Raw genomic sequence first — 26,438 nt, forward strand, 5'->3', positions numbered from 1 at the left:
CAGACCCAAAGGGCGTTTCTGCGGTGACGGCTTTCCTGCCGTCCGGGTCAGCTTGCGCTGCTCGACTCCCTGCCAATTTTCTCCGGGATACAGGTTTACGCAGATGAGCAAGACTTCTCTCGATAAGAGCAAGATCAAGTTCCTTCTTCTGGAAGGCGTCCACCCATCGGCTGTCGACGTTCTGAAAGCCGCCGGGTACACCAGCATTGAGTACATCACCAGTTCTCTGCCGGAAGCCCAGCTCAAGGAAAAGATCGCCGACGCGCACTTTATCGGCATTCGCTCCCGCACTCAGCTGACCGAAGAGATCTTCGACCACGCCAAGAAACTCGTGGCTGTCGGCTGTTTCTGCATCGGCACCAACCAGGTCGACCTCAATGCAGCGCGCGAGCGCGGCATCGCGGTGTTCAACGCACCGTACTCCAACACCCGTTCCGTTGCGGAGCTGGTGCTGGCCGAGGCCATCCTGCTGCTGCGCGGTATCCCTGAGAAGAACGCTTCCTGCCACCGTGGCGGCTGGATCAAGAGCGCGGCCAACTCCTTCGAAATCCGCGGCAAGAAGCTGGGTATCGTCGGCTACGGCTCGATCGGCACGCAATTGTCGGTGTTGGCTGAAGGCCTGGGCATGCAGGTGTTCTTCTACGACACCCTGACCAAGCTGCCATTGGGCAACGCCACCCAGGTGGCCAGCCTGACCGAGCTGCTGGGCATGTCCGACATCGTCACCCTGCACGTTCCGGAAACGGCCGAGACTCAGTGGATGATCGGTGAGAAGGAAATCCGCGCCATCAAGAAAGGCGGGATCCTGATCAACGCCGCACGCGGCACCGTGGTCGAGCTGGACGCCCTGGCCGACGCGATCAAGGACAAGCACCTGATCGGCGCTGCCATCGACGTGTTCCCGGTGGAGCCACGCTCCAACGATGACATCTTCGAAAGCCCGCTGCGTGGCCTGGACAACGTGATCCTGACCCCGCACATCGGCGGCTCCACCGCTGAAGCCCAAGCCAACATCGGCCTGGAAGTCTCGGAAAAACTGGTCAAGTACAGCGACAACGGTACTTCGGTATCGTCGGTCAACTTCCCGGAAGTGGCCCTACCGGCTCACCCGGGCAAGCACCGCCTGCTGCACATCCACCAGAACATCCCTGGCGTGATGATGGAGATCAACAAGGTCTTCGCGGAAAACGGCATCAACATCTCCGGTCAGTTCCTGCAGACCAACGAGAAGGTCGGCTACGTGGTAATCGACGTCGACGCCGAGTACTCGGACCTGGCGCAAGAAAAGCTGCAGCACATCAACGGCACGATTCGTAGCCGCGTGTTGTTCTAGTAGCAGCGAGCTTGCTCGCGAAGAACGTCAACGATGACGCGTTTAACCTGTTTAAACGCGGCGCCCTTGGGATTTTCGCGAGCAAGCTCGCTCCTACCAATAAAAAACGGGAGCCCCGCAAAGGGCTCCCGTTTTTTTATTTGACGTTAACAGTGATCACTTTCGATGCAACAGTGGGTTCGAACTGGCGATGCACGTTGTCGCCGGCCACCAGTTGCAGGGTGTGCTTGCCTGGCGTCAGGGTCAGCTCGGTTTCGGTTTGCGCCTTGCCGAAGTGAATCGAGGTAGGCGTGGCCGGGATCGCCTCATTGGCGTTGAGCGCCCCCACTTCCTGGTCTACCAGCAGGTGGTGGTGACCGGCGTTAGGCACTTGCTTGTCGATCGGCTCCAGGTCCAGCTTCTTGACCCCGAATTTGACGGTGAAGGTTTGGCCTACGGTGGCGCCATCTTGCGGCGAGACAATAAACACTTCGGCGCCTTCGGGTGCAGGCGTACGAGGAAGGTCTGCGGCGCTGGCCAACAGCGAGGTACCCAGCAAAAGGCTGGCAATCGTTGCACGGGACAAAAGGGCTTTCATTCGCTTCTCCAGTTTTTCGGTGAAATCTGTAGGGTTATGACAACTTCGCGATAAATTGCGGTCCAAGGCACCCGACACCATAACAAAACGTTGCTGAACGGCGCCTCGCCTGTACGAATTCTTTAGGAGTGACCATGCGCTTTTCGCCTGGCCTGTTGCTGTTGCTTACTCTTCTGAGCCCCTTGGCCCATGCCGAACTGATTGACGACGTCAACGATCGCGGTGAACTGCGCATCGCCCTGGAAGCCAACACCCCGCCGTACAATTTCAAAGAGGGCGACAAACTCGCCGGCTTTGAAGTGGAGCTGGGTGAACTGCTGGCCAAGGAAATGGAAGTGCGCTCCTCGTTTATCACCACCGATAACGCCGACCTGCTATCCGGCGTGGAAACCGGCAAGTACGACGTGGCCATTAACCATATCGCTATGACTGCCGAGCTTGAGGATCGTTTCGATTTCAGTGAGGCTTATCACCAGAAGCCGCAATTGGCGATCCCGTTTCAGAAGGGCAACCCGGCGTTCAAAAGCAGTTTGAATGGGGCGTTGAAGCGGCTGAAGGACGATGGCCGGCTGAAGGCGCTGACAAAGAAGTGGTTCGAGATGCAGTAAATGTGGGAGCTGGCTTGCCTGCGATAGCGATCTGTCAGCTACGCATAAGCTGTTGATACACCGCTATCGCAGCATAGATATCTACACAACTCTGTAGCAGTCGACGGCAACCACGATGCGAAGCGAGCCGCTCTTGATCTTGCTCTTGATCTTAGGCGCCCCGTTAAACCACGCTGGCCGAACGCAGGCTTGAATTCGTGGGTAACCCGGCAGGACGCCGGGTTAGCCGCCCCGCGCCATGGATGGCGCGTGGCGGCGGCCCACGGATTCAAGCCTGCGTTCGGGCACACCGAGCCCAAGCGAGGTGCCGAGTGGTGGGGCAAGAGCCCTTTGGTTACTTTGGGGCTTTTCCAAAGTGACCCGCCGTCAGGGCGGAACCCTAAGTGGCCGTTACCGCAGCAATGGATATACACCCAATCCAACTGTGTCGCCTGGCAGGCCGTCATCGCAGGCAAGCCAGCTCCCACATTTGATCTATGCAAGTTTCTAAAGCTGCGTGAGAGCCACCGCCGCCTCAGGCAACTGCAGCTCACTGAACACCTGCACACCATGGCGCTTGAGCAGCGCTGCCGTGACGCCTTCGCCACTGACCTTCACCCCACTGAAGGTGCCGTCATAGGTCAACAGGTTGCCGCAGGACGGGCTGTTGGCCTTGAGAATGGCGATGCGGATGTGATGGCGTTGCACCAACGCCAAGGCTTGGCGGGCGCCGTCGAGGAAGGCGTTGCTAAAGTCCTCACCCTCGGCGGTCAGCACCTGGGCGCGGCCTTCCCACACGTCGATGCCCTGCCCGCCTGGGATTTCGGCCGGCGGGCGCGGTGTGGGCAAGCCGCCCGCCACTTCCGGGCAGATGGCAACCACGCGGCCTTCAGCTTGCCACGCCGCCAGTTGGTCGAATGGGCCGCTGGCCCCGCCGTCATAGCGTACCTTGTGCCCGAGCAGGCAGCGACTGACCAGAATCTTTTCCATGCTTAAAACGGCTCGTTGCCCCGCCGGCGAAACCAGCCCGTCAGGGACAGGCGTTCGCGCGTAGCGGGCAGGACTTCGTGGGGCACCTCGCCCGACAGGAATACCACCAGGCACCCCCCGGTGGGCACCACGTCGTATTCGACACCGCCCTTGAGGTACATGCGCAGTTGGCCGCCATGCTCGGGCAGCCAGGCGTCGTTCAAGTAGATCACCGCCGAGACCATGCGCCGGTCGTCGTCGCGAAAACGGTCCACATGCTTGAGGTAAAACGCCCCCGGCGGGTACATCGCAAAGTGGCTTTCGAAATCTTCCAGGCCCAGGAACAGGCTGCGATTCATCGCCAGGCGCAGGCCGTCCATCACGCCCATGTAGGTATCGCAGATAGGCGCGTCACCCTCCTCCAGCCACTGGATATGGTCACCGCGAATGCCTTCGCGAATCTCCTGGGCCGGCCCACGCCCTACCGCCGCCGGTGCCAGTTCACCCTGCGCCGCACGTTTACGGCACTCAGCCGCCAGCTCCAGGGTCAGAGCCTGGGGCAGGAAGCCATTTTGCTGCGACCAGCCTTTTTCGGCCAGGTCGTCGACGATGCGTTGCAGCAGCGGGTGATCGAGGGGTATTTGCATGGCGCGCATAGTATCCATACGCCTGGAAATCCGACAGCGCCGTTGAGCGTCCGAATACACTTTAGTCAGGTGACTGATAGGACTTCTCGACAAATCCTACGCCCGACACGGACAATAGTGGCCGACTGACAGGAGTCCTTATGCGTCGTTTGTTTTTTTCTGTGTTGATGTTCTGCGTTTTGCCCGCCTGGGCAGACGGCCATGACCAGTTGTACAAGGTCGCCGGCTGGGCCGAACAACGTGCGCACTTCAATGACGCCCTCAGTGCCGCCCAGCAGCGCTACCGCAATAGCCTGCCGCCAGTGGTGTACCAGGCGCTGGTGGACAACAGCAATAAACGCTTTGCCGCCCAGGCCATGGACCAGCGTGCCGAGGCGCAACTGCGCAAGCACTTGCCCGACCCGAAACCTGCCCTGGCGTTTTTCCAATCGCCCCTGGGCCGCAAGATCGTCGCCGCCGAGTTGCTGGCCACGCGCCGCGACCAACTGGCGAAAAACGCTCAGGGCCTGCCCAAACTCGAAGCCGATGCCACCCGCAGCCTGATCATCGGCCACCTGGCCCAGGCCCTGCCCGCCCGCGAGGCCGGTGCCGAGGTCAGCCTGGCGATTGCGGGCGTAGCGGCCGACAGCTTGAGCCAGATGATCCCCGGCCTGCTCGGCGGCGGTCAGGCGCAAGGCATGTTGAATGGCCAGCGCGAGCGGCTGATGCAGCAGATCGACAAGGATTTGAACAACACCTTGCTGTATGTCTACCGGGATTTGTCCGACCCGGAGCTGGAAGAATTCGCCACCTTTGCCGAGTCGCCGCAGGGCAAGGCGTATTACCAGGCCGCCCTTGCAGCCATTCGCGCAGGGCTTGCGGTCGGCCAAAGCACCTCAAGCCTTGCGCAGTAAACCCTGTGGGAGCTGGCTTGCCTGCGATTGCGATCTGTCAGTTACACCGCTATCGCAGGCAAGCCAGCTCCCACATTTGGATTGCGTTATTTCAGGTGGTGGGTGAGAAAACTGAAGTACTCATCGCGAATCTGCGCAATTTCATTGGCCAAGTGATGCCGACCCCGCTTGAGCATCAACACCTCAGGCTGATCGAACTTACCCCGCAACACCTGCAGATTATGCTGCCAATCCACCGTCATATCTTCCTCACCCTGCACGATCACCGGGCGCCGGGGGCTGCGCGGTGCGGCTTCGATGCGTTTGATCCAGCGCGCCAGCGCCCCCACCCAGGCGGTAGGCAGTTGGCGAGGCTGTAGCGGGTCGGCTTCAAGGAACGGCTTGAACGCCGGGTCGTTGGAGTTATCGCTGAAACGCCGGGCTATGCCTTTGACGAACGGGCGCAGCAGGTAATAGCTGACCTGCGACCAACCCCAGGCACGCGGCCGCACCAATGGCGACAGCAGGAAGGTCTTGCCCTGGGCTGGGCTTTGGGCGCCGTGGTTGAGCAGGTGGTCCACCACAATGGCGCCGCCGGTGCTTTGCCCGAACAGGTGCCAAGGTTGCGGCAATTGCAGCGCCTTGGCCTCGACGAACAACGCCTGCACCACGCTCTGGTACACCGCAAAGTCATCGATGCTGGCGCGTGCGCCGCTGGACAAGCCATGGCCCGGCAGGTCGCAGGCGATCACCACGAAGCCCTGGTCCAGTGCCCACTCCACCACGTGGCGATACAGCCCCATGTGATCGTAGAACCCGTGGAACAGGAACATCGTCGCCACCGGCGCCGGCGGCCACCAGACCTGGGCCACCACCTCAAACCCATCCACCTCAAAACGCCCCAGGCGGCTCACTGCCGGCACCTGGCGTGCGGCCAGGTCGAGCCCGTAGAAACGCTGGTAAACCCTCGCCTCGGCTGACAGCGGCTGCGCATCCACCAGGGGGCGCAAGCTTTCGCGCAGATGATCAGGGTCAAAGGTGACGGGCATAAAGGCTTCCAGACTTGCGGTGGAGATGAATATCGAGCTGCGATATTCATCTGTCAGGACAAGCATGGCAAGCTACGCGACCTGCGAGGATACATCCAATGCGACCGCCCTACCGTAATGCCCTGTTCGCCAGCCTGATCCTGGTTATCTGCGCGGGGGTGCTGTGGGCTGCGTATGACTGGTTCCAGGGCCGCTACCTGCGCGCCTTCAGCGAACACACGGCGGTATTTTCCGGCGATGCGCTGCAACTGCCCGCCGCGCTCAGCGGCCCTGGCCCGATTCGTCTGGTGCACTTCTGGGACCCGGCCTGCCCGTGCAATGTGGGTAACCAGCAACACCTGGGCGAATTGATCGAGCAGTACGCGCCCCAGGGGGTGGAGTTCTATGCCCTGCAAAAACCCGGCAGCCACGGCCAGTTGCCCGAGAACCTGCGCCACCTGAAAGTCCTTGATGCCCTGCCCGGCGCGGACCAGATCCCCGCCAGCCCGGCCGTGGGCATTTGGGATCGCACCGGCAAGCTGGCGTATTTCGGCCCCTACAGCGAAGGCCTCACGTGCAACGCCAGCAACAGTTTTATCGAGCCGATCCTCAAGGCCCTTGGAGCCGGACGCGAGGTGAATGCCACTCACACTCTCGCGGTAGGCTGCTATTGTTCGTGGCCTAAGGATCTGTAGTCCGCCCACTCTGGTAAGGAATGTTCATGAAGCGCGTCTTGCAGGTTTTTGCGGTGCTGATTGTGCTGGTCGCCCTGGGCGCCGGTTGGTACGTCTACAGCAAACAACCTACGCGCCAGGGCACGGTGACGCTGGCGCACCTGCAAGGCTCGGTCACGGTGCGCTACGACGACCGTGGTGTACCGCATATCCGCGCCGAAAACGAAGCCGACCTGTACCGCGCCCTGGGCTACGTGCATGCCCAGGACCGCCTGTTCCAGATGGAGATCATGCGGCGCCTGGCCCGTGGCGAGCTGGCCGAGGTGCTGGGGCCCAAGCTGCTGGAAACCGACAAACTGTTTCGCAGCCTGCGCATTCGCGAGCGTGCCTTGAGCTACGTGGAGCACATGGACCCTGACTCAGCCTCGTCCAAAGCCCTGCAAGCCTACCTGGACGGGATCAACCAGTATCAGGACAGCCACGCCAGCCCCATGGAGTTCGATGTGCTGGGCATCGCCAAGCGACCGTTTACCGCCGAAGACAGCATCAGCGTCGCCGGGTACATGGCCTACAGCTTTGCCGCGGCCTTTCGCACCGAACCGGTGCTCACCTATGTGCGCGACCGGCTGGGCAGCGACTACTTGAAGGTCTTTGATCTGGACTGGCAACCCAAGGGCGCTCTCAACCTGGCGGCCAGCGATTGGCAGACCCTTGGCGCCATCGCCGCCCTGAGCGAACAGGCCCTGTCCGACAACGGCCTTCCGCAGTTCGAAGGCAGCAATGCCTGGGCCGTCAGCGGCAGCCATACCCAAAGCGGCAAGCCATTGCTGGCGGGTGATCCGCATATCCGTTTTTCGGTGCCTTCGGTGTGGTACGAAGCGCAGTTGTCGGCGCCAGGCTTTGAGTTGTACGGCTACCACAACGCGCTGGTACCGGTGGCGTTCCTGGGGCACAACCTGGACTTCGGCTGGAGCCTGACCATGTTCCAGAACGACGACCTCGACCTGGTCGCCGAGAAGGTCAACCCAGACAACCCCAACCAGGTCTGGTACCACGACCAATGGGTGGACATGAGCAGCAGCGAGCAGCAGATCCAGGTCAAGGGCCAGGCGCCGGTGACCCTCACCCTGCGCCGCTCGCCCCACGGCCCGATCATCAACGACGTGCTCGGTGAGAACGCCGGTAGCACGCCGATTGCCATGTGGTGGGCGTTCCTCGACAGCGAAAACCCGATCCTCGATGGCTTCTACCAACTCAACCGTGCCGATACCCTGGCCAAGGCGCGTGCCGCGGCCGCGAAGGTCTCGGCGCCGGGCCTGAACATCGTGTGGGCCAATGCCAAGGGCGATATCGGCTGGTGGGCGGCGGCGCAGTTGCCGATCCGCCCGGCTGGCGTCAACCCGGCGTTCGTCCTCGACGGCAGTACCGCCCAAGCCGACAAGCTGGGTTTCTACCCCTTCAGTGCCAACCCCCAGGAAGAAAACCCGCCGCGCGGCTACGTGGTGTCCGCCAATGCCCAGCCGGCATCGCCCACCGGCATGCCGATCCCCGGCTATTACAATTTGGCTGACCGTGGCGAGCAGTTGAATGCGCAGTTGAGCGACACAAGCGTTAAGTGGGATGTGACCAACAGCCAGGCCCTGCAACTGGGCACCACCACCGCCTATGGCCCGCGCCTGCTGGCGCCGCTGTTGCCGGTGCTGCGCGAGGGGGTCAAGGACCCGGCGCAACTCAAATTGGTGGAACAGCTTGCCAACTGGAAGGGTGACTACCCGCTGGACTCCACCAGTGCCACGCTGTTCAACCAGTTGCTGTTCAACCTCAGCGACGCGACCTTTCACCCCAAACTGGGCGATGCCTTGTTCAAGACTTTGCTCGGCACCCGCGTGATCGACGCCGCCTTGCCCCGCCTGGCCGCATCGGCAGACTCGCCCTGGTGGAACGGCAACCGCGCCGATACCGTCAAGCTCGCCTGGGACAACAGCCTGGCCCACCTCAAGGCGACGTTCGGCGATGACCCGGCGCAGTGGCAGTGGGGCAAGGCGCACACCCTGACCCACGGCCACCCGCTGGGCCTGCAAAAGCCGCTGGATAAGATCTTCAACGTCGGTCCGTTCCCGGCACCGGGCAGCCACGAAGTGCCAAACAACCAGACCGCCCCGATTGGCCCGGCGCCGTGGCCGGTGACCTACGGCCCGTCGACACGACGCCTGATCGACTTCGCCGACCCGACCCACGCCCTCACCATTAACCCGGTGGGGCAAAGCGGCGTGCCGTTTGATACTCACTATGGCGACCAGGCGCAGAGCTATATCGAGGGAAGGTACGAGCAGGCGCACTTCAGTGACGAGGAAGTGACGGCCAATACCCGCGGCACCTTGAAACTGCTGCCCGCCCGATAAGGACCAACCTATCCGACCCCCTGTCTGTAGGAGCGAGCTTGCTCGCGAAAAACGTCAACGCTAACGCGCGCTTCCTGAATGAACGCGGCGCCTGTGCGTTCTTCGCGAGCAAGCTCGCTCCTACAGGTATTGGGGCTAGCCTGCCCGCATGCGCCCTGGCGCTTGGCCGTAGGTGTCCTTGAATTTCTTGCTGAATGCCGCTTGAGACTGATACCCCACCTGGGCGGCGATATCGATCAGGCTCAGGCGTGACTGACGCAGCAGGTTGAACGCCCTCTCCATGCGCAGTTGGGTGAGCAACACCCAGGGCGATACGCCTGCCACTTTGACGAACGCACGCATAAAGGTGGCGCGGGACATGCTGGCCGCCAACGCCAGGCTGTCGATGGTCCACTCATACCCAGGTTCAGCCAGCATGGCTTGCCAGGCCTTGCTCAAGCGCTTGTCAGCGAGCAAGGCGAAGGTACCCGCCACTGGCGCCTGGTCGCTCAACCAACTGCGCAGGATCAAGGTGAACAGGGCTGAAGACAGCGCATTGATAAACGAACGGGCGCCCAATTGCTGCCCGTCCGCTTCGCTGCGCAGCAAGGCGATCAACGCCGCCAATTGCCCATCACCCTGCCATTGGCGGCTGGACACCACCAGATAGTCCGGCAACGCATCAAACAACAGCGACTGGCGGTTGTAGTGAAAGCTGCCACACAGCATATCCACATCCGGCTGTTTGCCGCCCAAACGGTGCACGGTCAGCACCCCACCGTCAATAACGCGAGGCTGCATCGGGCGGATCCGCGCGCCCTGGCTGCGCAGCAAGTGGGTACCGCCACCGGGCATCAGCAGGATATCGCCCTCCTCCAGCGTCACACACTGCCCGCCAGACAACTCGGCGCGGCAGGTGCCGCTGAGCACGATGTGATACGGCGCCACGCCGAGGTTTTCCGGCGCATGGTCCAGCGCCCAGTCCCCTTGGAACTGGCAACGCAAATCCAGGCTGCCGCGCAGGTTGGCCAGCGCGATAAGGGTGTCGATGGCATTCATTTGCGAGTATCGGTCAAAAAGATGAGCGGATTGAACAATAGCCCCAGCCCCGAACAGCGCAGACTGGCTTCACACCCAACCTGTTCAGGAGTTACTGCAATGTTCAATAACTGGTCCGACTTGCTGCCTACCGTGAAGAAAGCCTTTGGCTCACTGGGCAAGAGCAACCCGAAGATGGTCAAAGCCTACATGGCGCTGGGGGAAGCTGCCGAGGAAAACAATGTACTCGACGCCAAGACCCGTGAACTGATTTCCATCGCCGTGGCGATCACCACCCGCTGCGACGGTTGCATCGGCGTACATGCCGATGCCGCCATCAAGGCCGGGGCAACCCGCGAAGAAGTGGCGGCCACCCTGGCCACCGCGATCTCGCTGAATGCAGGCGCGGCCTACATCTACTCGTTGCGCGCTCTGGAAGCCTACGACACGCTCAAACCGGCGCCGCAAAGTTAAGCCTGAACTGTTGCGGCGTGACGCCCAGCCGGCGGTTGAACACACTGCGCATGTGCTGGGCGTCGCGAAAGCCGCATTGATAGGCCACGGTTTTAAGCGGTGCGTGACTGCTTTCAAGCATCACCCGCGCCGCATCCACACGCGCCCTCTCGACAAACTCCGCTGGCGTAATCCGCGCTTCACGGGCGAACACCCGGGAGAAATTGCGCGCACTCATATTGGCCGCCTTGGCCAGGTCGGCAATGGTCAAGTCTCCCGTCAGGTTGGCCAACACGTACAGCTGCACCAGTGCCACCGCCGAGGTGGTTTCGGCATGGGGCGTGAGGAACGGGCTGAACTGCGATTGCCCGCCCGAGCGCTGAGTGAACACCACCAGGCGCTTGGCCACGCTCAGCGCGACTTCCGGGCCGTGATCCTGGGCCAGCAGGTACAACGACAGGTCGATACCCGCCGTGACCCCGGCGGAGGTGTAGAGCTTACCGTCTTGCACATAGAGACGGTCGGCTTCGACCTGAGCCGATGGGCACAGGCGCGCCAGGCTGGCGGCGTCATTCCAGTGGGTAGTGACGGTCTTGCCGTCCAGCAGGCCCGCACGGGCCAGCATGAAGGCGCCATTGCAGATCGAGCCGAAGCGCTGCGCCTTCGCGGCGGCCGCGCGCAGCCAGGCGTCAAACTCGGGGCCGAAATCTTCGAAGGGTAACTGCGGGCCACCGGCGACCAGCAGCAGGTCGTAGGGTTGTCGGGCTTCGCTGTAGTGCTTGTGCGCCTGCAATGACAAACCGTTGGAGGCCGCCATGGCGCCGTGGCCGAAGCCGAGCACTTCCAGCCGATAGTGATCCTCGGGCGCCAGGAAGCGGTTGGCCTCGCAGAACACATCCATCGGCCCGGTCACGTCCAGCGACTGGACACCGGGAAAGATCAGGATGGCGACGGTTTTGCCCATACTCACAAACACCTCTCTCACTGAATGAGCGCAAATCCCCTGTGGGAGCGGGCTTGCTCGCGAAGGCGGTGGCCCAGCCGACACATGCATCAACTGACAGGCCACTTTCGCGAGCAAGCCCGCTCCCACATTTGATCTCCTTAGGCCTGAAAGGGCTACTCCACTTGGCACGATGTGGCGGCACATTGGCCGGGATCGCCTCCCTGTGGCGATAGCCGCTCCAGGGTCATGGGACCAGACTGGAATCTTTCCAGAGGAGATCCACCATGAGCACCACCATAGCCGGTATCCAGATTCCTGACAGCGCCTTGGCCCGGGCCACCACCGAATACATTCGCGACGTCGAGTCCGACCTGCTCTACCACCATTCGCGCCGCGTCTTCCTGTTCGGCGCCTTGAGCGGTGAGCGCAAGCAGTTGGCCTACAACCCGGAGTTGCTCTACGTCGGCGCAATGTTCCATGACCTGGGCCTGATGGAAGGCCACCGCAGTGACGACGAGCGTTTCGAAGTGGACGGCGCCAACGCCGCCGCTGCGTTCCTCAAGCCTTATGGGTTGAGCGATGACGATATTGAACAAGTGTGGTTGTCCATCGCCCTGCACACCACGCCGGGCGTGCCGAAACACCTGCGCCCCACGGTGGCATTGGTGACCGCTGGTGTGGAGATGGACGTGCTGGGCATGGACTACGCCGCCTTCAGCAGCGTGCAGCGCGAAGCGGTGGTGCATGCGCATCCACGGGGTGAAGGGTTCAAGGAGTGCATCATCTGCGCATTCGCCGACGGCTTGCGCCATCGCCCGCAGACCACGTTTGGCAACGTGAAGACCGATGTGCTGGTGGACCAGGAACCGGGGTTCAATCCGATGAATTTTGTGCAGGTGATCCGCACGTCGCCGTGGGCTGACTGAAACCCGATTTTATAAGCACCGCAAAACTACTGTGGGAGCTGGCTTGCCTGCGATGGCGGTGGGTCAGCACCTAATAAGTGACTGATACACCGCCATCGCAGGCAAGCCAGCTCCCACATTTTCACCCTATTCCGGCAGTTAGACCGGGGCTGGCGCCCGGCGCTTGTCCGGCTGTTGCCAGCCATCCGCCGCCGCTTCTTCAATCGCCTGCTGAATGGCCTTCTTGCGATGCTCTTCGGCCCGACGGCTGAAGAACCACACCAGGAAGGTCACCAGCGACACCGCTAACAGAATCAGGCTGGCCACGGCGTTGATCTCGGGTTTAACCCCAAGGCGCACCGCCGAGAACACTTCCATCGGCAAGGTAGTGGAACCGGGGCCCGACACGAAGCTGGCCAGTACCAGGTCGTCCAGGGACAGCGCGAACGACATCATGCCGCCCGCCGCCAGCGACGGCGCGATCATCGGGATGGTGATCAGGAAGAACACCTTCCACGGCCGTGCGCCCAAGTCCATCGCTGCTTCTTCAATCGACAGGTCAAGCTCACGCAAACGCGCCGACACCACCACCGCCACATACGCCGCACAGAAGGTGGTGTGGGCAATCCAGATGGTGACGATGCCACGCTCCTGGGGCCAGCCGATCATCTGCGCCATGGCCACGAACAGCAGCAACAGTGACAGACCAGTGATCACTTCCGGCATCACCAACGGCGCCGTCACCAGGCCGCCGAACAGCGTGCGGCCCTTGAACTGGCTGATGCGCGTCAGCACGAAGGCTGCCAGGGTACCCAACGCCACCGCCGCCACCGCCGTGTAGCAGGCGATTTCCAGGGAGCGGGCCACCGAGCCCATCAACTGGGTGTTGTCCAACAGGCCCACGTACCACTTGATCGACCAACCGCCCCACACTGTCACCAGCTTGGATTCGTTGAACGAGTAGATCACCAGGATCAACATCGGCAGGTAGATGAACAACAAGCCTGCGACCAGCATGAAGCTGGAGAAACGAAAACGCTTCATATCTTGCCCTCCAACTCTTTGGCTTGGCTGCGGTTGAACAGGATGATCGGCACGATCAGGATCGCCAGCATCACCACCGCCAGGGCAGATGCCACCGGCCAGTCACGGTTGTTGAAGAACTCTTGCCACAACACCTTACCGATCATCAGGGTTTCCGGGCCGCCGAGCAGTTCAGGAATCACGAACTCGCCCACCACCGGGATAAACACCAGCATGCAACCGGCGATGATGCCGTTCTTGGACAGCGGCACGGTGATTTTCCAGAAGCTGTTGAAGGTGCTCGACCCCAGGTCGGAAGCGGCTTCCAGCAGGCTCTGGTCGTGCTTCACCAGGTTGGCGTAGAGCGGCAGGATCATGAACGGCAGGTACGAATAGACCACGCCGATGTACACCGCGATGTTGGTGTTGAGGATCTGCAGCGGCTCGTTGATCAAGCCCATGGACATCAAAAAGCCGTTGAGCAGGCCGTTGTTGCTGAGGATACCCATCCACGCATACACCCGGATCAGGATCGCGGTCCAGGTGGGCATCATGATCAGCAGCACCAGCACGGTCTGCATCTCTTTGCGCGCGGTGGCGATGGCGTAGGCCATCGGGTAGCCGATCAGCAGGCACAGCAGCGTGCTGAAAAACGCCATCTTCAGCGAGCCCAGATAGGCGGCAATATACAACTCGTCGCCGGCCAGCAAGCTGTAGTTGGCCAGGTTCAGCACCACCTCCAGCTTTTGCTCAACGTAGGTATAGATCTCGGTATAGGGCGGGATCGCCACATCGGCTTCGGCAAAGCTGATTTTCAGCACGATGAAAAACGGCAGTGCGAAAAACAGGAACAGCCAGAGGAAGGGAATCCCGATGACCACCTGCTTGCCATTGGGCACGATGCGATCCAAGCGCCGCTTGAATTTCTTCATGTTCATGAGCGAAGTACCACGCCGCTGTCGTCTTCCCACCACACGTACACCTGGTCACCCCAGGTTGGGCGTTGGCCACGGCGTTCGGCGTTGGCGACAAAGGACTGCACCAGCTTGCCGCTCGGCAGCTCCACGTAGAACACCGAGTGGCCGCCCAGGTAGGCGATGTCGTGGACCTTGCCGCTGGACCAGTTGTGCTCGCAGGTCGGCATCTCGGTGGTCACTAACAGCTTTTCCGGGCGAATGGCGTAGGTCACCGACTTGTCTTCCACCGAGGTGGCGATGCCGTAGCCCACGTAGATGTCGCGATCCAGGTCCGGGCACTTGAGCACCGCGTGGCCTTCAGCGTCGTCCACCACTTGGGTGTCGAAGATGTTGACGTTGCCAATGAACTCGCACACCAGGCGGCTGGTGGGGGTTTCGTAGATATCGATGGGGCTGCCGATCTGGGCGATCCAGCCCAGGTGCATGATCGCAATGCGTTCGGCCATGGTCATGGCCTCTTCCTGGTCGTGGGTCACCATCACGCAGGTCACCCCAACGCGCTCGATGATCTCCACCAACTCCAGTTGCATCTGCGAGCGCAGCTTCTTGTCCAGTGCGCCCATCGGCTCATCGAGCAGCAGCAGTTTCGGGCGCTTGGCCAAGGAGCGGGCCAAGGCCACACGCTGGCGCTGGCCGCCGGACAGCTGGTGCGGCTTGCGCTTGGCGTACTGGCTCATCTGCACCAGCTTGAGCATCTCGGCCACGCGTGCGTCGACTTCAGCCTTGGGGATCTTGTCCTGTTGCAGGCCGAAGGCGATGTTCTGCGCCACGGTCATGTGCGGGAACAAGGCGTAGGACTGGAACATCATGTTGATCGGCCGCTCATAGGGCGGCATGTCGGTGATGTCCACACCGTCGAGGTAGATGCGACCTTCGGTTGGGCGCTCGAAACCTGCAAGCATGCGCAGCAAGGTGGATTTGCCCGAACCCGAACCGCCGAGCAAGGCGAAGATCTCGCCTTTCTTGATTTCCAGGGACACATCGTCCACGGCAATCGTCTCGTCGAACTTCTTCGTGACCCGGTCGATTTTGACCAGCACCTTCTTCGGTGTCTGGTCGCCCTCGAGGGCTTTCTTATAGGCGCCGGAGGCAACTGCCATTTACGAAACTCCCAAAAAAAACTGTGCAGCCGGCCCAATGCAGGCCAGCCTTGGATAGTTTGAGCCTTACTTGCCCGTCTTGACCTTGGTCCAGCTACGGGTCATTAAACGCTGCACTTTCGGGGGTAGCTCAAAGTTGACGAATGTCCGCTCGAGAACCGCCTGCGGTGGGTAAACCGCTGCGTCGGTGCGTATCGACTGCTCCATCAGTTTGTCCGCCCCTGGGTTAGGGTTGGCGTAACCGACTTGATCGCTGACCTGAGCGATCACCTCAGGCTGCAGCAAATAGTTGATGAAGGCGTGGGCTTCCTTGACGTTGCTGGCATCCTTGGGAATCGCCAGCACGTCGAACCACAGGTTGCCGCCTTCTTTGGGAATCGTGTAGGCGATGTTCACGCCTTTGCCCGCCTCTGCTGCGCGAGCCTTGGCCTGGAACACATCGCCGGAGAAACCGGCCGCCACGCAGATGTTGCCGTTGGCCAGGTCCGAGATGTATTTGGAGGAATGGAAGTAGGTCACGTAGGGCCGCACTTTCAGCAGTTTTTCCTCGGCCTTCTTGTAGTCAGCCGGGTTGGTGCTGTTGGGGTCCAGGCCCATGTAATTGAGTACCGCCGGCAGCATTTCATCGGCCGAATCCATGAACGACACGCCGCAAGAGGCCAGCTTCTTCATGTTTTCCGGTTCGAACAACACAGCCCAGGAGTCGATTTTGTCGACACCCAGCACTTCTTTGACCTTGTCGACGTTGTAGCCAATGCCGTTGGTGCCCCACAGGTACGGCACCGCGTACTGGTTGCCCGGGTCGTTCTTTTCCAGGCGTTTGAGCAGTACCGGGTCGAGGTTGGCGTAGTGGGTCAGCAGTGACTTGTCGAGCTTCTGGAACGCTCCAGCTTTGATCTGCTTGCCCAGGAAGTGGTTGGACGGCACCACAACGTCATAGCCGGTGCGCCCGGCGAGCAACTTGCCTTCCAGGGTTTCGTTGGAGTCAAACACGTCATACACGGGCTTGATACCGCTGGCCTTTTCGAAGTTGGCCAGGGTGTCGGGGCCGATGTAATCCGACCAGTTATAAATATGCACCGTCGGTGCGGCCTGCACGCTGGCGGCCAGCGTGATACCTGCACCCACCAGCATGGCTTTGCGAAATAAAGAAATTGGCAAGTGGAGGTCCTCTTAAATAGTTGGGGCCTTGAAGTTGTTGCCCGGCAACAAAACCGGCGCGCAACTTACCGTCGATAAACCGATCCGGCAAAACTTTCTGTCATTTATTTTCTGTACGGCTGCCGCTGTTTGTAGGAGCGAGGCGGGCGGCTAGCCCTTGCTCGCGAAGAACTCACAGGCAACGCGGGCTATCAGAGGCCCCGCGTTATCGTTGACGATTTTCGCGAGCGAGCTCGCTCCTACAGGTTTGTGCGTTATTTACCGGATTTGATCTTGGTCCAGCTACGGGTCATTTCACGCTGAGTAGCGGCCGGCAAGTCAGCAATTGCGTAGAGCTTGGCCTGCACATCAGCGGCCGGGTAGATGCCCGGGTCGCTGGTGATGTCTTTGTCTACCAGTGCGGTGGCCTTCTCGTTACCGTTCGGGAAACGCACGCTGTTGGTGATGCTCGCCATCACTTCAGGTTTGAGCAGGTAGTTCATGAATGCATAGGCAGCGTCGACGTTTTCGGCATCTTTAGGGATGGCAACCATGTCGAAGAAACTGCCGGCGCCTTCTTTCGGAATGTCGTAGGCAACTTTGACTTTGCCACCGGCTTCAGCCGCGCGGGACTTGGCCTGCTGGATGTCACCCGAGTAACCCACGGCCACGCAGATGTTGCCGTTGGCCAGGTCGGAGATGTACTTGGAGGAGTGGAAGTAGCCGATCGAAGGACGGATCTTCAAGAACAGGTCTTCAGCCTGCTTGAGCTCGGCTTTCTTCTGGGTGTCGGTCGGCAGGCCCAGGTAGTGCAAAGCAATCGGCAGCATTTCGGTCGGCGAATCGAGGAAGCTCACGCCGCAGCTTTTCAGCTTGGCGATGTTCTCTGGCTTCATCAGCACATCCCACGAGTCGATCTTGTCCACGCCCAGCGCAGCCTTGACCTTCTCCGGGTTGTAGCCGATGCCGATCGAGCCCCACATGTACGGGAAGGCGTGCTTGTTGTCCGGGTCGCTGACCGACACGGCTTTGAGCAGGGAGGCGTTCAGGTTGCTGTAGGCAGGCAGCTTGGACTTGTCCAGCTCCTGATAGACACCGGCCTTGATCTGCTTGGCGAGGAAGTTGTTCGACGGTACGACGATGTCGTAGCCGGACTTGCCTGCCAGCAACTTGGCTTCCAGGGTCTCGTTGCTGTCAAAAACGTCGTACACCACTTTGATGCCCGACTCTTTTTCAAAGTTGGCGATGGTGTCCGGTGCAATGTAGTCGGACCAGTTGTAGACGTGCAGCACTTTGCTGTCTGCCTGGGCCGCGCCCGCCATTGCGCCCATCAGCGACAAGGCGAGGAGGGTCTTGTCAGCGTTCTTCAAACCTAATGCCTTCATTTGGTGATGCTCCAATTTTTTCTTTTTTGGGCCACAAGCGTTGTATGTTTTACGGCCCAACCGAAGGGCAACAAAACAGGGCGACAGTCTGGCAAGTTCAGGGGCCGGCTTTCAACCAAAGCCCCTGCATTTGTAACTGCCCAGTACACCGCGCACTGAGCCTAGCACTTAGCCCTGCAAGGCAGCCAAAGTCAGGTCCAGGCAGTGACGGGCCTTGGTCACCAACTCGTCGATTTCAGCCTTGCTGATAACCAGTGGCGGCGAAATGATCATGGTGTCGCCTACGGCGCGCATGATCAGGCCATTTTCGAAGCAGAAGGTTCGGCAGATCATGCCGGCGCCTTTGCCTTCATGACGCTTGCGCGTGGCCTTGTCCTGCACCAGCTCGATCGCACCGAGCATACCGACGCCGCGTACTTCACCCACCAGTGGATGATCGCCCAGTTCCCTCAGACGTTTCTGCAAATACGGTGCCGTTTCTTCGTGCACACGGTTAACGATTTTTTCATCGCGCAGGATGCGGATGTTTTCCAGGGCCACAGCCGCAGCGACCGGGTGACCGGAATAGGTAAAGCCGTGGTTGAAATCGCCCCCTTCGTTGAGCACCGCCACCACTTCGTCGCGCACGATCAGGCCGCCCATGGGCACGTAACCCGAAGTCAGGCCCTTGGCGATGGTCATCATGTGTGGCTTGAGGTCGTAGAAATCGCTACCGAACCACTCACCGGTACGGCCGAAACCGCAGATCACTTCGTCGGCGACAAACAGGATGTCGTACTTGGCGAGGATTTCCTTGATGCGCGGCCAGTACGTGGCAGGCGGCACGATCACGCCACCGGCGCCCTGGATCGGCTCGGCAATAAAGGCGCCGACGTTGTCCACGCCCAGCTCCAGGATTTTCTCTTCCAACTGGTTGGCCGCCCACACACCGAATTCCTCGGGGCTCATGTCGCCGCCTTCGCCAAACCAGTAGGGCTGGGCGATGTGGGTAATGCCCGGGATCGGCAAGTCGCCCTGCTCGTGCATATAGGTCATGCCGCCCAGGCTGGCGCCGGCCACGGTAGAGCCGTGGTAGCCATTCTTGCGGGCAATGATGGTTTTCTTGTTGGGCTGGCCCTTGATCGCCCAGTAGTGGCGGACCATGCGCAACATGGTGTCGTTGCCTTCGGAGCCAGAGCCGGTGAAGAACACATGGTTCATGCCGGCCGGCGCGACATCGGAAATGACCTTGGCCAACTCCAATACCGGCGGGTGTGCGGTCTGGAAGAACAGGTTGTAGTACGGCAGTTCTTTCATTTGCTTGGCGGCGGCATCGGCCAGTTCATCGCGACCGTAACCGATCGCCACGCACCACAGGCCGGCCATACCGTCGAGGATCTTGTTGCCTTCGCTGTCCCACAGGTAAACGCCGTGGGCTTTGGTGATGATCCTTGGGCCTTTCTCTTTCAATTGCTTGAAGTCGCTGAACGGCGCCAGGTGGTGATCATTGCTCAAGGCTTGCCATTCACGGGTTTGCGGGTTGTTGCTGGACATACCAATCTCCTAGACTTTTCAGTGAAGGGCGCGCCTGGAGGGCGTGATCCCCGTAAATGACGGCCGCGTTGTTTCTGTGATCGTGCCAGGCAAGGCGCGGGACGAAGGGAAGGGTTGTTTCCTTGCCGAGTCCCGCAACGCCGCATGGCACGATCACAGAAACAACCCGGAGGGCCGTGTCCCGCAAAGCGCAATACGTCGTTACTCGTCGTTCATTTGAAGAAACCAAACCTCACTCCTCATGCCTAGTCTTGCGCTTTGCGGGACGACGGCGCGGCCGTCATTTACGGGGATCACGCCCTCCAAGGGCGCGCCCGGCGCATCAGACGGCGAAGAGCAGGAATTCCCGCTCCCACGAACTGATCACGCGCTTGAAGTTTTCATGCTCGGCCCGCTTGACCGCGACGTAGCCTGTGATGAATTTTTGCCCCAGGTATTTCTCGATGGTCTTGCTGTTTTCCATGCGCTCCAGGGCGTCTTCGATGGTCAACGGCAGACGCAGGTTGCGTCGCTCGTAACCACGGCCCACCACCGGCGCGCTCGGGTTATGGCCTTCGACCATGCCGATGTAGCCGCACAACAGGCTGGCGGCAATCGCCAGGTACGGGTTGGCGTCGGCGCCCGGCAGGCGGTTTTCCACGCGGCGGTTCTGCGGGCCGGCATCCGGTACGCGCAGGCCGACAGTGCGGTTTTCTTCGCCCCATTCCACGTTTACCGGCGCCGAGGTGTCGGGCAGGAAGCGGCGGAACGAGTTCACGTTGGGGGCGAATAAAGGCAGCAATTCAGGGATGAATTTCTGCAGGCCGCCAATGTGGTTGAGGAACAGCTGGCTCATGGTCCCGTCTTCATTGGAGAAGACGTTCTTGCCGGTGGCGATGTCGATGATGCTCTGGTGCAGGTGCATCGCGCTGCCGGGCTCGCCGGTCATGGGCTTGGCCATGAAGGTGGCGGCCACGTCGTGCTTGAGCGCGGCTTCACGCATGGTGCGCTTGAACACCAGGATCTGGTCGGCCAGGGACAGGGCGTCGCCGTGACGGAAATTGATTTCCATCTGCGCGGTGCCGTCCTCGTGGATCAGGGTGTCCAGGTCCAGCTCCTGCAGTTCGCACCAGTCGTAGACGTCTTCGAACAACGGGTCGAATTCGTTGGCCGCTTCTATAGAGAAGGACTGGCGACCGGTTTCCGGGCGGCCGGAGCGGCCAATCGGCGGTTGCAGCGGGAAGTCCGGGTCTTCGCAGCGTTTGGTCAGGTAGAACTCCATCTCTGGCGCCACGATGGGCTGCCAGCCGCGATCGGAGTAGAGCTTGAGGACTTTCTTGAGCACGTTGCGCGGCGACAGCTCGATCGGGTTGCCTTGCTTGTCGTAGGTGTCGTGGATCACCTGGGCGGTCGGCTCGATGGCCCACGGCACCAGAAATACCGCGTTCTGGTCGGGGCGGCAGATCATGTCGATGTCGGCCGGGTCGAGCAATTCGTAATAGATGTCGTCTTCGACATAGTCGCCGGTCACGGTCTGCAACAGAACGCTCTCGGGCAGGCGCATGCCTTTTTCGGCAATGAACTTGTTGGTCGGCGAGATCTTGCCCCGGGTAATACCGGTGAGGTCGCCAATCATGCATTCGACTTCTGTGATCTTGTGGTCTTTCAACCAATCGGTGAGCTGGTCGAGGTTGTTACTCATAAATGCCTCTGGGCTGGGTTTCCTGGCATCCATTAAAGGCCAGGCGTTGGTTGACGCAGCATCCGCGTCGTTTTTTCATTCAGGGTAGGAGCTTACCTGCCATTTGCTCATGGGTTGCATTCCTCAGGCCAAAGTTGTGCGCAATTATGATCGGCACGGCGGATGAGGCCCGGTCAGTGGCGTAGGAGATGGCAAAAAGGAGATCGGCCGGGCCGTCAAAAATATTGGCCGGTGCCTGGGCATTCACGCGGGGCGAACGATCTGCAGACAAAGCCTGGCTGAAGCAGGCGCAGACGCCGATTGGCGGCAGGTGAAACATGAAGCACCCCGGTATTATTGCTGTTATGGGTTTGAATCGAGCTTAGCCTTGTTCATTTTTTTACACAACACCCCCGTAAAAAATCCTACACGGCCCGCTCAAGCCTGCAGGTCCCAAGACCCTCAAACCCAAAAAACCGCCCCAAAACCCCGCAAAAAAGCCTTCATGGCGCTTTTTTAGGGCAAAAAATGCCTCGCTTGACTTCGGCTAGCCGTTCGGGTTGACTGAAACCAGAAAAGATCAATGATTGATATTTTTAACAACAAAGGTGTTGCATCATGTCGGTACCCCCGCGTGCCGTTCAGCTTAACGAAGCGAACGCGTTCCTTAAGGATCATCCTGAGGTTCTGTACGTAGACCTTCTAATTGCGGATATGAATGGTGTGGTGCGCGGTAAGCGCATCGAACGCACCAGCCTCCACAAGGTTTACGAGAAGGGCATTAACCTGCCTGCCTCTTTATTTGCCCTGGATATCAACGGCTCTACGGTGGAAAGCACCGGCCTGGGCCTGGACATCGGTGATGCTGACCGAATCTGTTATCCAATCCCCGACACCCTGTGCAATGAACCCTGGCAAAAGCGCCCTACCGCGCAACTGCTGATGACCATGCACGAACTCGAAGGTGAACCTTTCTTCGCCGATCCGCGCGAAGTGCTCCGCCAAGTTGTTACCAAGTTTGACGACCTCGGTCTGACCATCTGCGCCGCCTTCGAGCTTGAGTTCTACCTGATCGACCAGGAGAACGTGAACGGCCGCCCGCAACCGCCCCGCTCGCCGATCTCCGGCAAACGCCCGCACTCGACACAGGTCTACCTGATCGACGACCTCGACGAATACGTCGATTGCCTCCAGGACATTCTGGAAGGCGCCAAAGAGCAAGGCATCCCGGCGGACGCCATCGTCAAGGAAAGTGCCCCGGCGCAGTTCGAAGTGAACCTGCACCACGTCGCCGACCCGATCAAGGCCTGCGATTACGCAGTACTGCTCAAGCGTCTGATCAAGAACATCGCCTACGACCATGAGATGGACACCACCTTCATGGCCAAGCCTTACCCAGGCCAGGCAGGCAACGGGCTGCACGTACACATCTCCATTCTGGACAAGGACGGCAAGAACATCTTTGCCAGCGAGGATCCCGAGCAGAACGCCGCATTGCGTCACGCGATCGGCGGTGTGCTGGAGACCCTACCCGCCCAAATGGCGTTTCTGTGCCCCAACGTCAACTCCTACCGTCGTTTCGGCGCACAGTTCTACGTGCCGAACTCGCCGTGCTGGGGCCTTGATAACCGCACCGTGGCGATTCGCGTACCTACCGGCTCGTCCGATGCCGTGCGTATCGAACACCGTGTGGCGGGCGCCGATGCCAACCCTTACCTGCTGATGGCCTCGGTATTGGCGGGCGTGCACCACGGCCTGACCAACAAGATCGAGCCGAACGCTCCGGTGGAAGGCAACAGCTACGAGCAGAACGAGCAAAGCCTGCCGAACAACCTGCGCGATGCCCTGCGCGAGTTGGACGACAGCGAGGTGATGGCCAAGTACATCGATCCTAAATACATCGATATCTTCGTCGCCTGTAAGGAAAGTGAGCTGGAGGAGTTTGAACACTCCATCTCCGACCTTGAGTACAACTGGTACCTGCATACCGTGTAAGCGGTTGCTGCAATAAAAGAACGCCGCTGATTTTGGTCAGTGGCGTTTTTTTATGGGTTTATTTTGGGAAACCGGGTTGGCCTCATCGCAGGCAAGCCAGCTCCCACCTTTGACCGAGTTCCAAGCTTGAAATGCGATCCACTGTGGGAGCTGGCTTGCCTGCGAAGGCGGCTTGGCAGACAACACAACCTTCCTACTCATACAATGCCCACTGCCTTGTAGGAGACATCCATGACCACCCGCCCCGCCACTGTTCGCAAACCCCGCGCCCGCAGCCAGGCCCGGATCGACGCGATCCTCGACGCCGCCCGCACCTTGCTGGCCGCCGAAGGCGTGGCGAGTTTGTCGATCTACAGCGTGGCCGAACGGGCACAGATTCCGCCGTCGTCGGTGTACCACTTTTTCGCCAGTGTGCCGGCGTTGCTGGAGGCGTTGACCGCTGACATTCACGCGGCCTTTCGCGCTGCCATCCAGGCGCCCATCGAGCATGAATCGCTCAAGCATTGGCGCGACCTGTCCTACATCGTCGAACAACGCATGCTCAGCATCTACAGCAACGATGCCGCGGCACGCCAGTTGATCCTGGCCCAGCATGGGTTGACCGAAGTGACCCAGGCTGATCGCCAGCATGATCTGGAATTGGGCGACTTGATGCTGGCGGTGTTCAATCGCCACTTTGAAGTGCCAACGCTACCGAGCGACGTGGATGTGTTTGCCCTGGCGTTGGAGTTGAGCGACCGCGTGTACGCGCGCTCGGTGCATCAGCATGGGCTGATTACGCCGCGCATGGCGGAGGAAGGGATGCGGGTGTTTGATGCGTATGTGGGGCTTTATTTGCCGGCCTACCTGCCCAAGCGCTGAATGCTTTGTTGTCTGGGCCGGCCTCATCGCAGCATAGGTATCTACACAACTGTGTGGGCTGTAGCAGCAGACGGTTACCACGATGCGAAGCGAGCCGCTCTTGATCTGCTTTTGATCTTAGGCGCCCCGTTAAACCACGCTGGCCGAACGCAGGCTTGAATTCGTGGGTAACCCGGCAGGACGCCGGGTTAGCCGCCCCGCGCCATGGATGGCGCGTGGCGGCGGCCCACGGATTCAAGCCTGTGTTCGGGCACACCGAGCCTAAGCGAGGTGCCGAGTGGTGGGGCAAGAAGCGTTTTGCTTACTTTTGCGCTTTTCAAAAGTGAGCCGCCGTCAGGGCGGAACCCTAGGTGGCCGTTACCGCAGGAATGGATATGTACACGGTCCAACTATATTGACTGTTAGGCCGTCTTCGCAGGCAAGCCAGCTCCCACATTTTGATATGTGAATACATTCAAATGTGGGAGCTGGCTTGTCGGGTCGCCGCATCGCTGCGATAGCGCTCTCAAGGGCGGTGAAAATCACAACTTGGCAATCGACACCTCAGTGGACTTCACAAAGGCAATCACCTCACTGCCGATCACCAACTCCAACTCCTTGACCGAACGGGTGGTGATCACCGAAGTGACAATGCCGGACGCGGTCTGCACGTCAATTTCCGACAGCACGTCTCCGACCACGATCTCCTTGATGGTGCCTTTGAACTGGTTACGCACGTTGATGGCTTTAATCGTCATGGTGTTTTTCCTGTGTGGGTTATTGAGCCCAACGCAATTGCGTCGGCAGCGGTGAAACAGGTTCGGGTTCCGGTGGGGAACCGGGGAGCGACAGCACGCGGTTGAGCACTTCGGCTTCCAGCGCGGCCAGGCGGTGTGAGCCACGGGCCCGTGGGCGTGGCAGGTCGATGGTCAGGTCCAGGCCGATTTCGCCGTTTTCGATCAGAATCACGCGGTCGGCAATCGCCACGGCTTCGCTGACGTCGTGGGTCACCAGCAACACCGTGAAACCGTGCTTGCGCCACAGGTTCTCGATCAGTTGCTGCATCTCGATGCGGGTCAGGGCATCCAGTGCACCCAGCGGCTCGTCGAGCAGCAACAGCCGCGGTTGGTGGATCAACGCCCGGGCGAGTGCCACGCGCTGTTTCTGGCCGCCGGACAACGCCGCCGGCCACTCATTGGCGCGCTCGGCCAGGCCGACCGCTTCCAGGGCCTCCAGCGCTTTGGGGCGCCAGTCGCCCGTGAGGCCCAGGCCGACGTTGTCGATGATCTTTTTCCAGGGCAGCAAGCGCGCTTCCTGGAACATCAACCGCGTATCTTCAATCGCCTCGTGCAGTGGCGCGGAGCCGGCCAGCAGCTCGCCGCCACTGGCGTTGTCCAGCCCCGCCAACAGACGCAGCAAGGTACTTTTGCCGCAACCACTGCGGCCGACCACGGCCACGAACTGCCCTGCGGGAATATGCAGGTCAATCTCTTTGAGCACTTCGCGGGTACCAAAGGCCTTGCGCAATTTGCGCACCTCCAGCGGGATGCCCTTCAACAAGCGCGGAGGTTGTTGAGCGGTCATGCTGCACCTCCTTTGACTTGGTACGCCGGGTGCCAGCGCAGCCACACACGCTCCAGCCCACGGGCTGCCAGGTCGGCCAGTTTGCCGAGGATGGCGTACATGACGATGGCCAGCACCACCACGTCGGTTTGCAGGAATTCACGGGCATTCATCGCCAGGTAACCGATGCCGGAACTGGCCGAGATGGTTTCCGCCACGATCAGCGTCAACCACATGAAGCCCAGGGCGAAGCGCACCCCCACCAGAATCGACGGCAGCGCGCCCGGCAGGATCACTTGCCAGAACAGGCTGAAACCGGACAAGCCATAGCTGCGCGACATCTCTACCAGTGCCGGGTCGACATTGCGGATGCCGTGGTAGGTGTTCAAGTAGATCGGGAACAAGGTCCCCAGAGCCACCAGGAAAATCTTCGCGGTCTCATCGATGCCGAACCACAGGATCACCAGCGGAATCAGCGCCAAGTGCGGCACGTTGCGGATCATCTGCACGGAGCTGTCGAGCAAGCGTTCGCCCCACTTCGACAGCCCGGTGATAAAGCCCAGGGCCAAGCCGATGCTGCCACCGATCACAAAGCCCAGGCCGGCGCGCCAGCCGCTGATGGCCAGGTGCGTCCAGATTTCGCCGCTGACCACCAGGTTAACCCCGGCTTCGATCACTGCACTCGGCGCTGGCAGAATGCGCGTCGACAACCAACCCGCCGACACCGACAACTGCCACACCGCCAGCAATAAGATCGGCAGCACCCAGGGCGCCACGCGATGGCTGATTTTTTCTAAGTCCATAACGGCGCC

The 26,438-nt window shown here is 60.5% G+C and carries 26 protein-coding genes; 9 read left to right on the forward strand and 17 right to left on the reverse strand.

Annotated elements, in window-relative coordinates; all coding sequences use genetic code 11:
* The first annotated feature begins 103 nt into the window (after positions 1–103).
* Complete coding sequence (gene serA / locus PSH76_RS28830; RefSeq protein WP_003195214.1) at positions 104–1,333, forward strand: phosphoglycerate dehydrogenase; 1,230 nt, start codon at positions 104–106, stop codon at positions 1,331–1,333.
* 136 nt (positions 1,334–1,469) lie between these two features.
* Here serA and PSH76_RS28835 read toward each other — a convergent pair whose 3' ends face one another.
* Complete coding sequence (locus PSH76_RS28835) at positions 1,470–1,910, reverse strand: DUF4399 domain-containing protein (RefSeq protein WP_044269662.1); 441 nt, start codon at positions 1,908–1,910, stop codon at positions 1,470–1,472.
* Between the two features lie 134 nt (positions 1,911–2,044).
* On the opposite strand from PSH76_RS28835, the gene PSH76_RS28840 reads away from it, so the two are divergent.
* On the forward strand, positions 2,045–2,518 hold the full coding sequence (locus tag PSH76_RS28840) for a transporter substrate-binding domain-containing protein (protein ID WP_032894645.1): 474 nt from the start codon (positions 2,045–2,047) through the stop codon (positions 2,516–2,518).
* Between the two features lie 486 nt (positions 2,519–3,004).
* Here the strand turns inward: PSH76_RS28840 and PSH76_RS28845 are convergent, their stop codons facing one another.
* Entirely contained in the window at positions 3,005–3,487 is a 483-nt protein-coding gene (locus tag PSH76_RS28845; protein WP_278918345.1) for a DUF523 domain-containing protein, read from the reverse strand.
* A 2-nt stretch (positions 3,488–3,489) separates the two neighbouring features.
* On the reverse strand, positions 3,490–4,122 hold the full coding sequence (locus PSH76_RS28850; RefSeq protein ID WP_003195222.1) for a 2OG-Fe(II) oxygenase: 633 nt from the start codon (positions 4,120–4,122) through the stop codon (positions 3,490–3,492).
* Positions 4,123–4,253: 131 nt separating this feature from the next.
* Here PSH76_RS28850 and PSH76_RS28855 point away from each other — a divergent pair, with 131 nt between their 5' ends.
* Positions 4,254–5,006 (forward strand): DUF2059 domain-containing protein, encoded by a 753-nt coding sequence (locus PSH76_RS28855; RefSeq protein ID WP_056783130.1) that lies wholly within the window; start codon positions 4,254–4,256, stop codon positions 5,004–5,006.
* Between the two features lie 86 nt (positions 5,007–5,092).
* Here PSH76_RS28855 and PSH76_RS28860 read toward each other — a convergent pair whose 3' ends face one another.
* The gene (locus tag PSH76_RS28860) at positions 5,093–6,034 is read right to left on the reverse strand and encodes an alpha/beta hydrolase (RefSeq protein ID WP_098950095.1); all 942 of its coding nucleotides are present in this window, start codon (positions 6,032–6,034) and stop codon (positions 5,093–5,095) included.
* Positions 6,035–6,132: 98 nt separating this feature from the next.
* On the opposite strand from PSH76_RS28860, the gene PSH76_RS28865 reads away from it, so the two are divergent.
* Positions 6,133–6,708 (forward strand): DUF6436 domain-containing protein, encoded by a 576-nt coding sequence (locus tag PSH76_RS28865; RefSeq protein WP_032894642.1) that lies wholly within the window; start codon positions 6,133–6,135, stop codon positions 6,706–6,708.
* Positions 6,709–6,734: 26 nt separating this feature from the next.
* Positions 6,735–9,089, forward strand: coding sequence for a penicillin acylase family protein (locus tag PSH76_RS28870; RefSeq protein WP_305493319.1), 2,355 nt, complete (start codon positions 6,735–6,737; stop codon positions 9,087–9,089).
* Between the two features lie 135 nt (positions 9,090–9,224).
* Here PSH76_RS28870 and PSH76_RS28875 read toward each other — a convergent pair whose 3' ends face one another.
* Positions 9,225–10,127, reverse strand: a complete 903-nt coding sequence (locus tag PSH76_RS28875; RefSeq protein ID WP_305493320.1) for an AraC family transcriptional regulator — start codon at positions 10,125–10,127, stop codon at positions 9,225–9,227.
* 99 nt (positions 10,128–10,226) lie between these two features.
* Here PSH76_RS28875 and PSH76_RS28880 point away from each other — a divergent pair, with 99 nt between their 5' ends.
* Positions 10,227–10,580, forward strand: a complete 354-nt coding sequence (locus PSH76_RS28880; protein WP_034128991.1) for a carboxymuconolactone decarboxylase family protein — start codon at positions 10,227–10,229, stop codon at positions 10,578–10,580.
* On the opposite strand, the gene PSH76_RS28885 is transcribed toward PSH76_RS28880, so the two are convergent.
* Complete coding sequence (locus tag PSH76_RS28885) at positions 10,558–11,523, reverse strand: GlxA family transcriptional regulator (RefSeq protein ID WP_138762091.1); 966 nt, start codon at positions 11,521–11,523, stop codon at positions 10,558–10,560. The genes PSH76_RS28880 and PSH76_RS28885 overlap by 23 nt on opposite strands.
* Positions 11,524–11,789: 266 nt before the next feature.
* Here PSH76_RS28885 and PSH76_RS28890 point away from each other — a divergent pair, with 266 nt between their 5' ends.
* Positions 11,790–12,431 (forward strand): HD domain-containing protein, encoded by a 642-nt coding sequence (locus PSH76_RS28890; protein ID WP_305493321.1) that lies wholly within the window; start codon positions 11,790–11,792, stop codon positions 12,429–12,431.
* Positions 12,432–12,569: 138 nt separating this feature from the next.
* Here PSH76_RS28890 and PSH76_RS28895 read toward each other — a convergent pair whose 3' ends face one another.
* The 8 genes from PSH76_RS28895 to PSH76_RS28930 form a co-directional block, all read right to left on the reverse strand.
* Positions 12,570–13,454 carry an ABC transporter permease subunit gene (locus PSH76_RS28895; protein ID WP_003195236.1) on the reverse strand — a complete coding sequence of 295 codons (885 nt, stop codon included), beginning with the start codon at positions 13,452–13,454 and terminating at the stop codon, positions 12,570–12,572.
* A complete protein-coding gene (locus PSH76_RS28900) occupies positions 13,451–14,371 on the reverse strand; it encodes an ABC transporter permease subunit (RefSeq protein WP_003195238.1) in 921 nt (306 codons plus the stop codon). The genes PSH76_RS28895 and PSH76_RS28900 overlap by 4 nt, the downstream gene beginning before the upstream one ends.
* Positions 14,368–15,510 (reverse strand): ABC transporter ATP-binding protein, encoded by a 1,143-nt coding sequence (locus PSH76_RS28905; RefSeq protein ID WP_003195240.1) that lies wholly within the window; start codon positions 15,508–15,510, stop codon positions 14,368–14,370. Before PSH76_RS28905 ends, PSH76_RS28900 begins: the two co-directional genes overlap by 4 nt.
* A 66-nt stretch (positions 15,511–15,576) precedes the next feature.
* Positions 15,577–16,671 (reverse strand): polyamine ABC transporter substrate-binding protein, encoded by a 1,095-nt coding sequence (locus PSH76_RS28910; protein ID WP_138762037.1) that lies wholly within the window; start codon positions 16,669–16,671, stop codon positions 15,577–15,579.
* A gap of 254 nt (positions 16,672–16,925) precedes the next feature.
* Positions 16,926–18,020: a polyamine ABC transporter substrate-binding protein gene (locus PSH76_RS28915; RefSeq protein WP_305494499.1), complete on the reverse strand. Its 1,095-nt coding sequence runs from the start codon at positions 18,018–18,020 to the stop codon at positions 16,926–16,928.
* A 183-nt stretch (positions 18,021–18,203) separates the two neighbouring features.
* Complete coding sequence (locus PSH76_RS28920; protein ID WP_003195247.1) at positions 18,204–19,568, reverse strand: aspartate aminotransferase family protein; 1,365 nt, start codon at positions 19,566–19,568, stop codon at positions 18,204–18,206.
* A 322-nt stretch (positions 19,569–19,890) separates the two neighbouring features.
* Positions 19,891–21,249, reverse strand: a complete 1,359-nt coding sequence (locus tag PSH76_RS28925) for a glutamine synthetase family protein (RefSeq protein ID WP_003195249.1) — start codon at positions 21,247–21,249, stop codon at positions 19,891–19,893.
* A 79-nt stretch (positions 21,250–21,328) separates the two neighbouring features.
* Positions 21,329–21,568 (reverse strand): hypothetical protein, encoded by a 240-nt coding sequence (locus PSH76_RS28930; RefSeq protein WP_032894633.1) that lies wholly within the window; start codon positions 21,566–21,568, stop codon positions 21,329–21,331.
* 278 nt (positions 21,569–21,846) lie between these two features.
* On the opposite strand from PSH76_RS28930, the gene PSH76_RS28935 reads away from it, so the two are divergent.
* Both PSH76_RS28935 and PSH76_RS28940 read left to right on the forward strand, forming a co-directional pair.
* On the forward strand, positions 21,847–23,223 hold the full coding sequence (locus PSH76_RS28935) for a glutamine synthetase family protein (RefSeq protein ID WP_003195252.1): 1,377 nt from the start codon (positions 21,847–21,849) through the stop codon (positions 23,221–23,223).
* Between the two features lie 231 nt (positions 23,224–23,454).
* Positions 23,455–24,084, forward strand: coding sequence for a TetR/AcrR family transcriptional regulator (locus PSH76_RS28940; protein ID WP_003195254.1), 630 nt, complete (start codon positions 23,455–23,457; stop codon positions 24,082–24,084).
* Between the two features lie 521 nt (positions 24,085–24,605).
* Here the strand turns inward: PSH76_RS28940 and PSH76_RS28945 are convergent.
* The 3 genes from PSH76_RS28945 to ssuC are packed head-to-tail and all read right to left on the reverse strand — an operon-like array spanning position 24,606 to position 26,429.
* A complete protein-coding gene (locus PSH76_RS28945) occupies positions 24,606–24,821 on the reverse strand; it encodes a molybdopterin-binding protein (RefSeq protein WP_003176783.1) in 216 nt (71 codons plus the stop codon).
* A gap of 19 nt (positions 24,822–24,840) precedes the next feature.
* Entirely contained in the window at positions 24,841–25,647 is an 807-nt protein-coding gene (gene ssuB, locus PSH76_RS28950; RefSeq protein ID WP_305493322.1) for an aliphatic sulfonates ABC transporter ATP-binding protein, read from the reverse strand.
* Positions 25,644–26,429 (reverse strand): aliphatic sulfonate ABC transporter permease SsuC, encoded by a 786-nt coding sequence (gene ssuC, locus PSH76_RS28955; protein WP_003195258.1) that lies wholly within the window; start codon positions 26,427–26,429, stop codon positions 25,644–25,646. The genes ssuB and ssuC overlap by 4 nt, the downstream gene beginning before the upstream one ends.
* Between the last annotated feature and the right edge of the window lie 9 nt (positions 26,430–26,438).

The organism is Pseudomonas sp. FP215 (assembly GCF_030687795.1).
GTDB lineage: Bacteria > Pseudomonadota > Gammaproteobacteria > Pseudomonadales > Pseudomonadaceae > Aquipseudomonas > Aquipseudomonas salmasensis.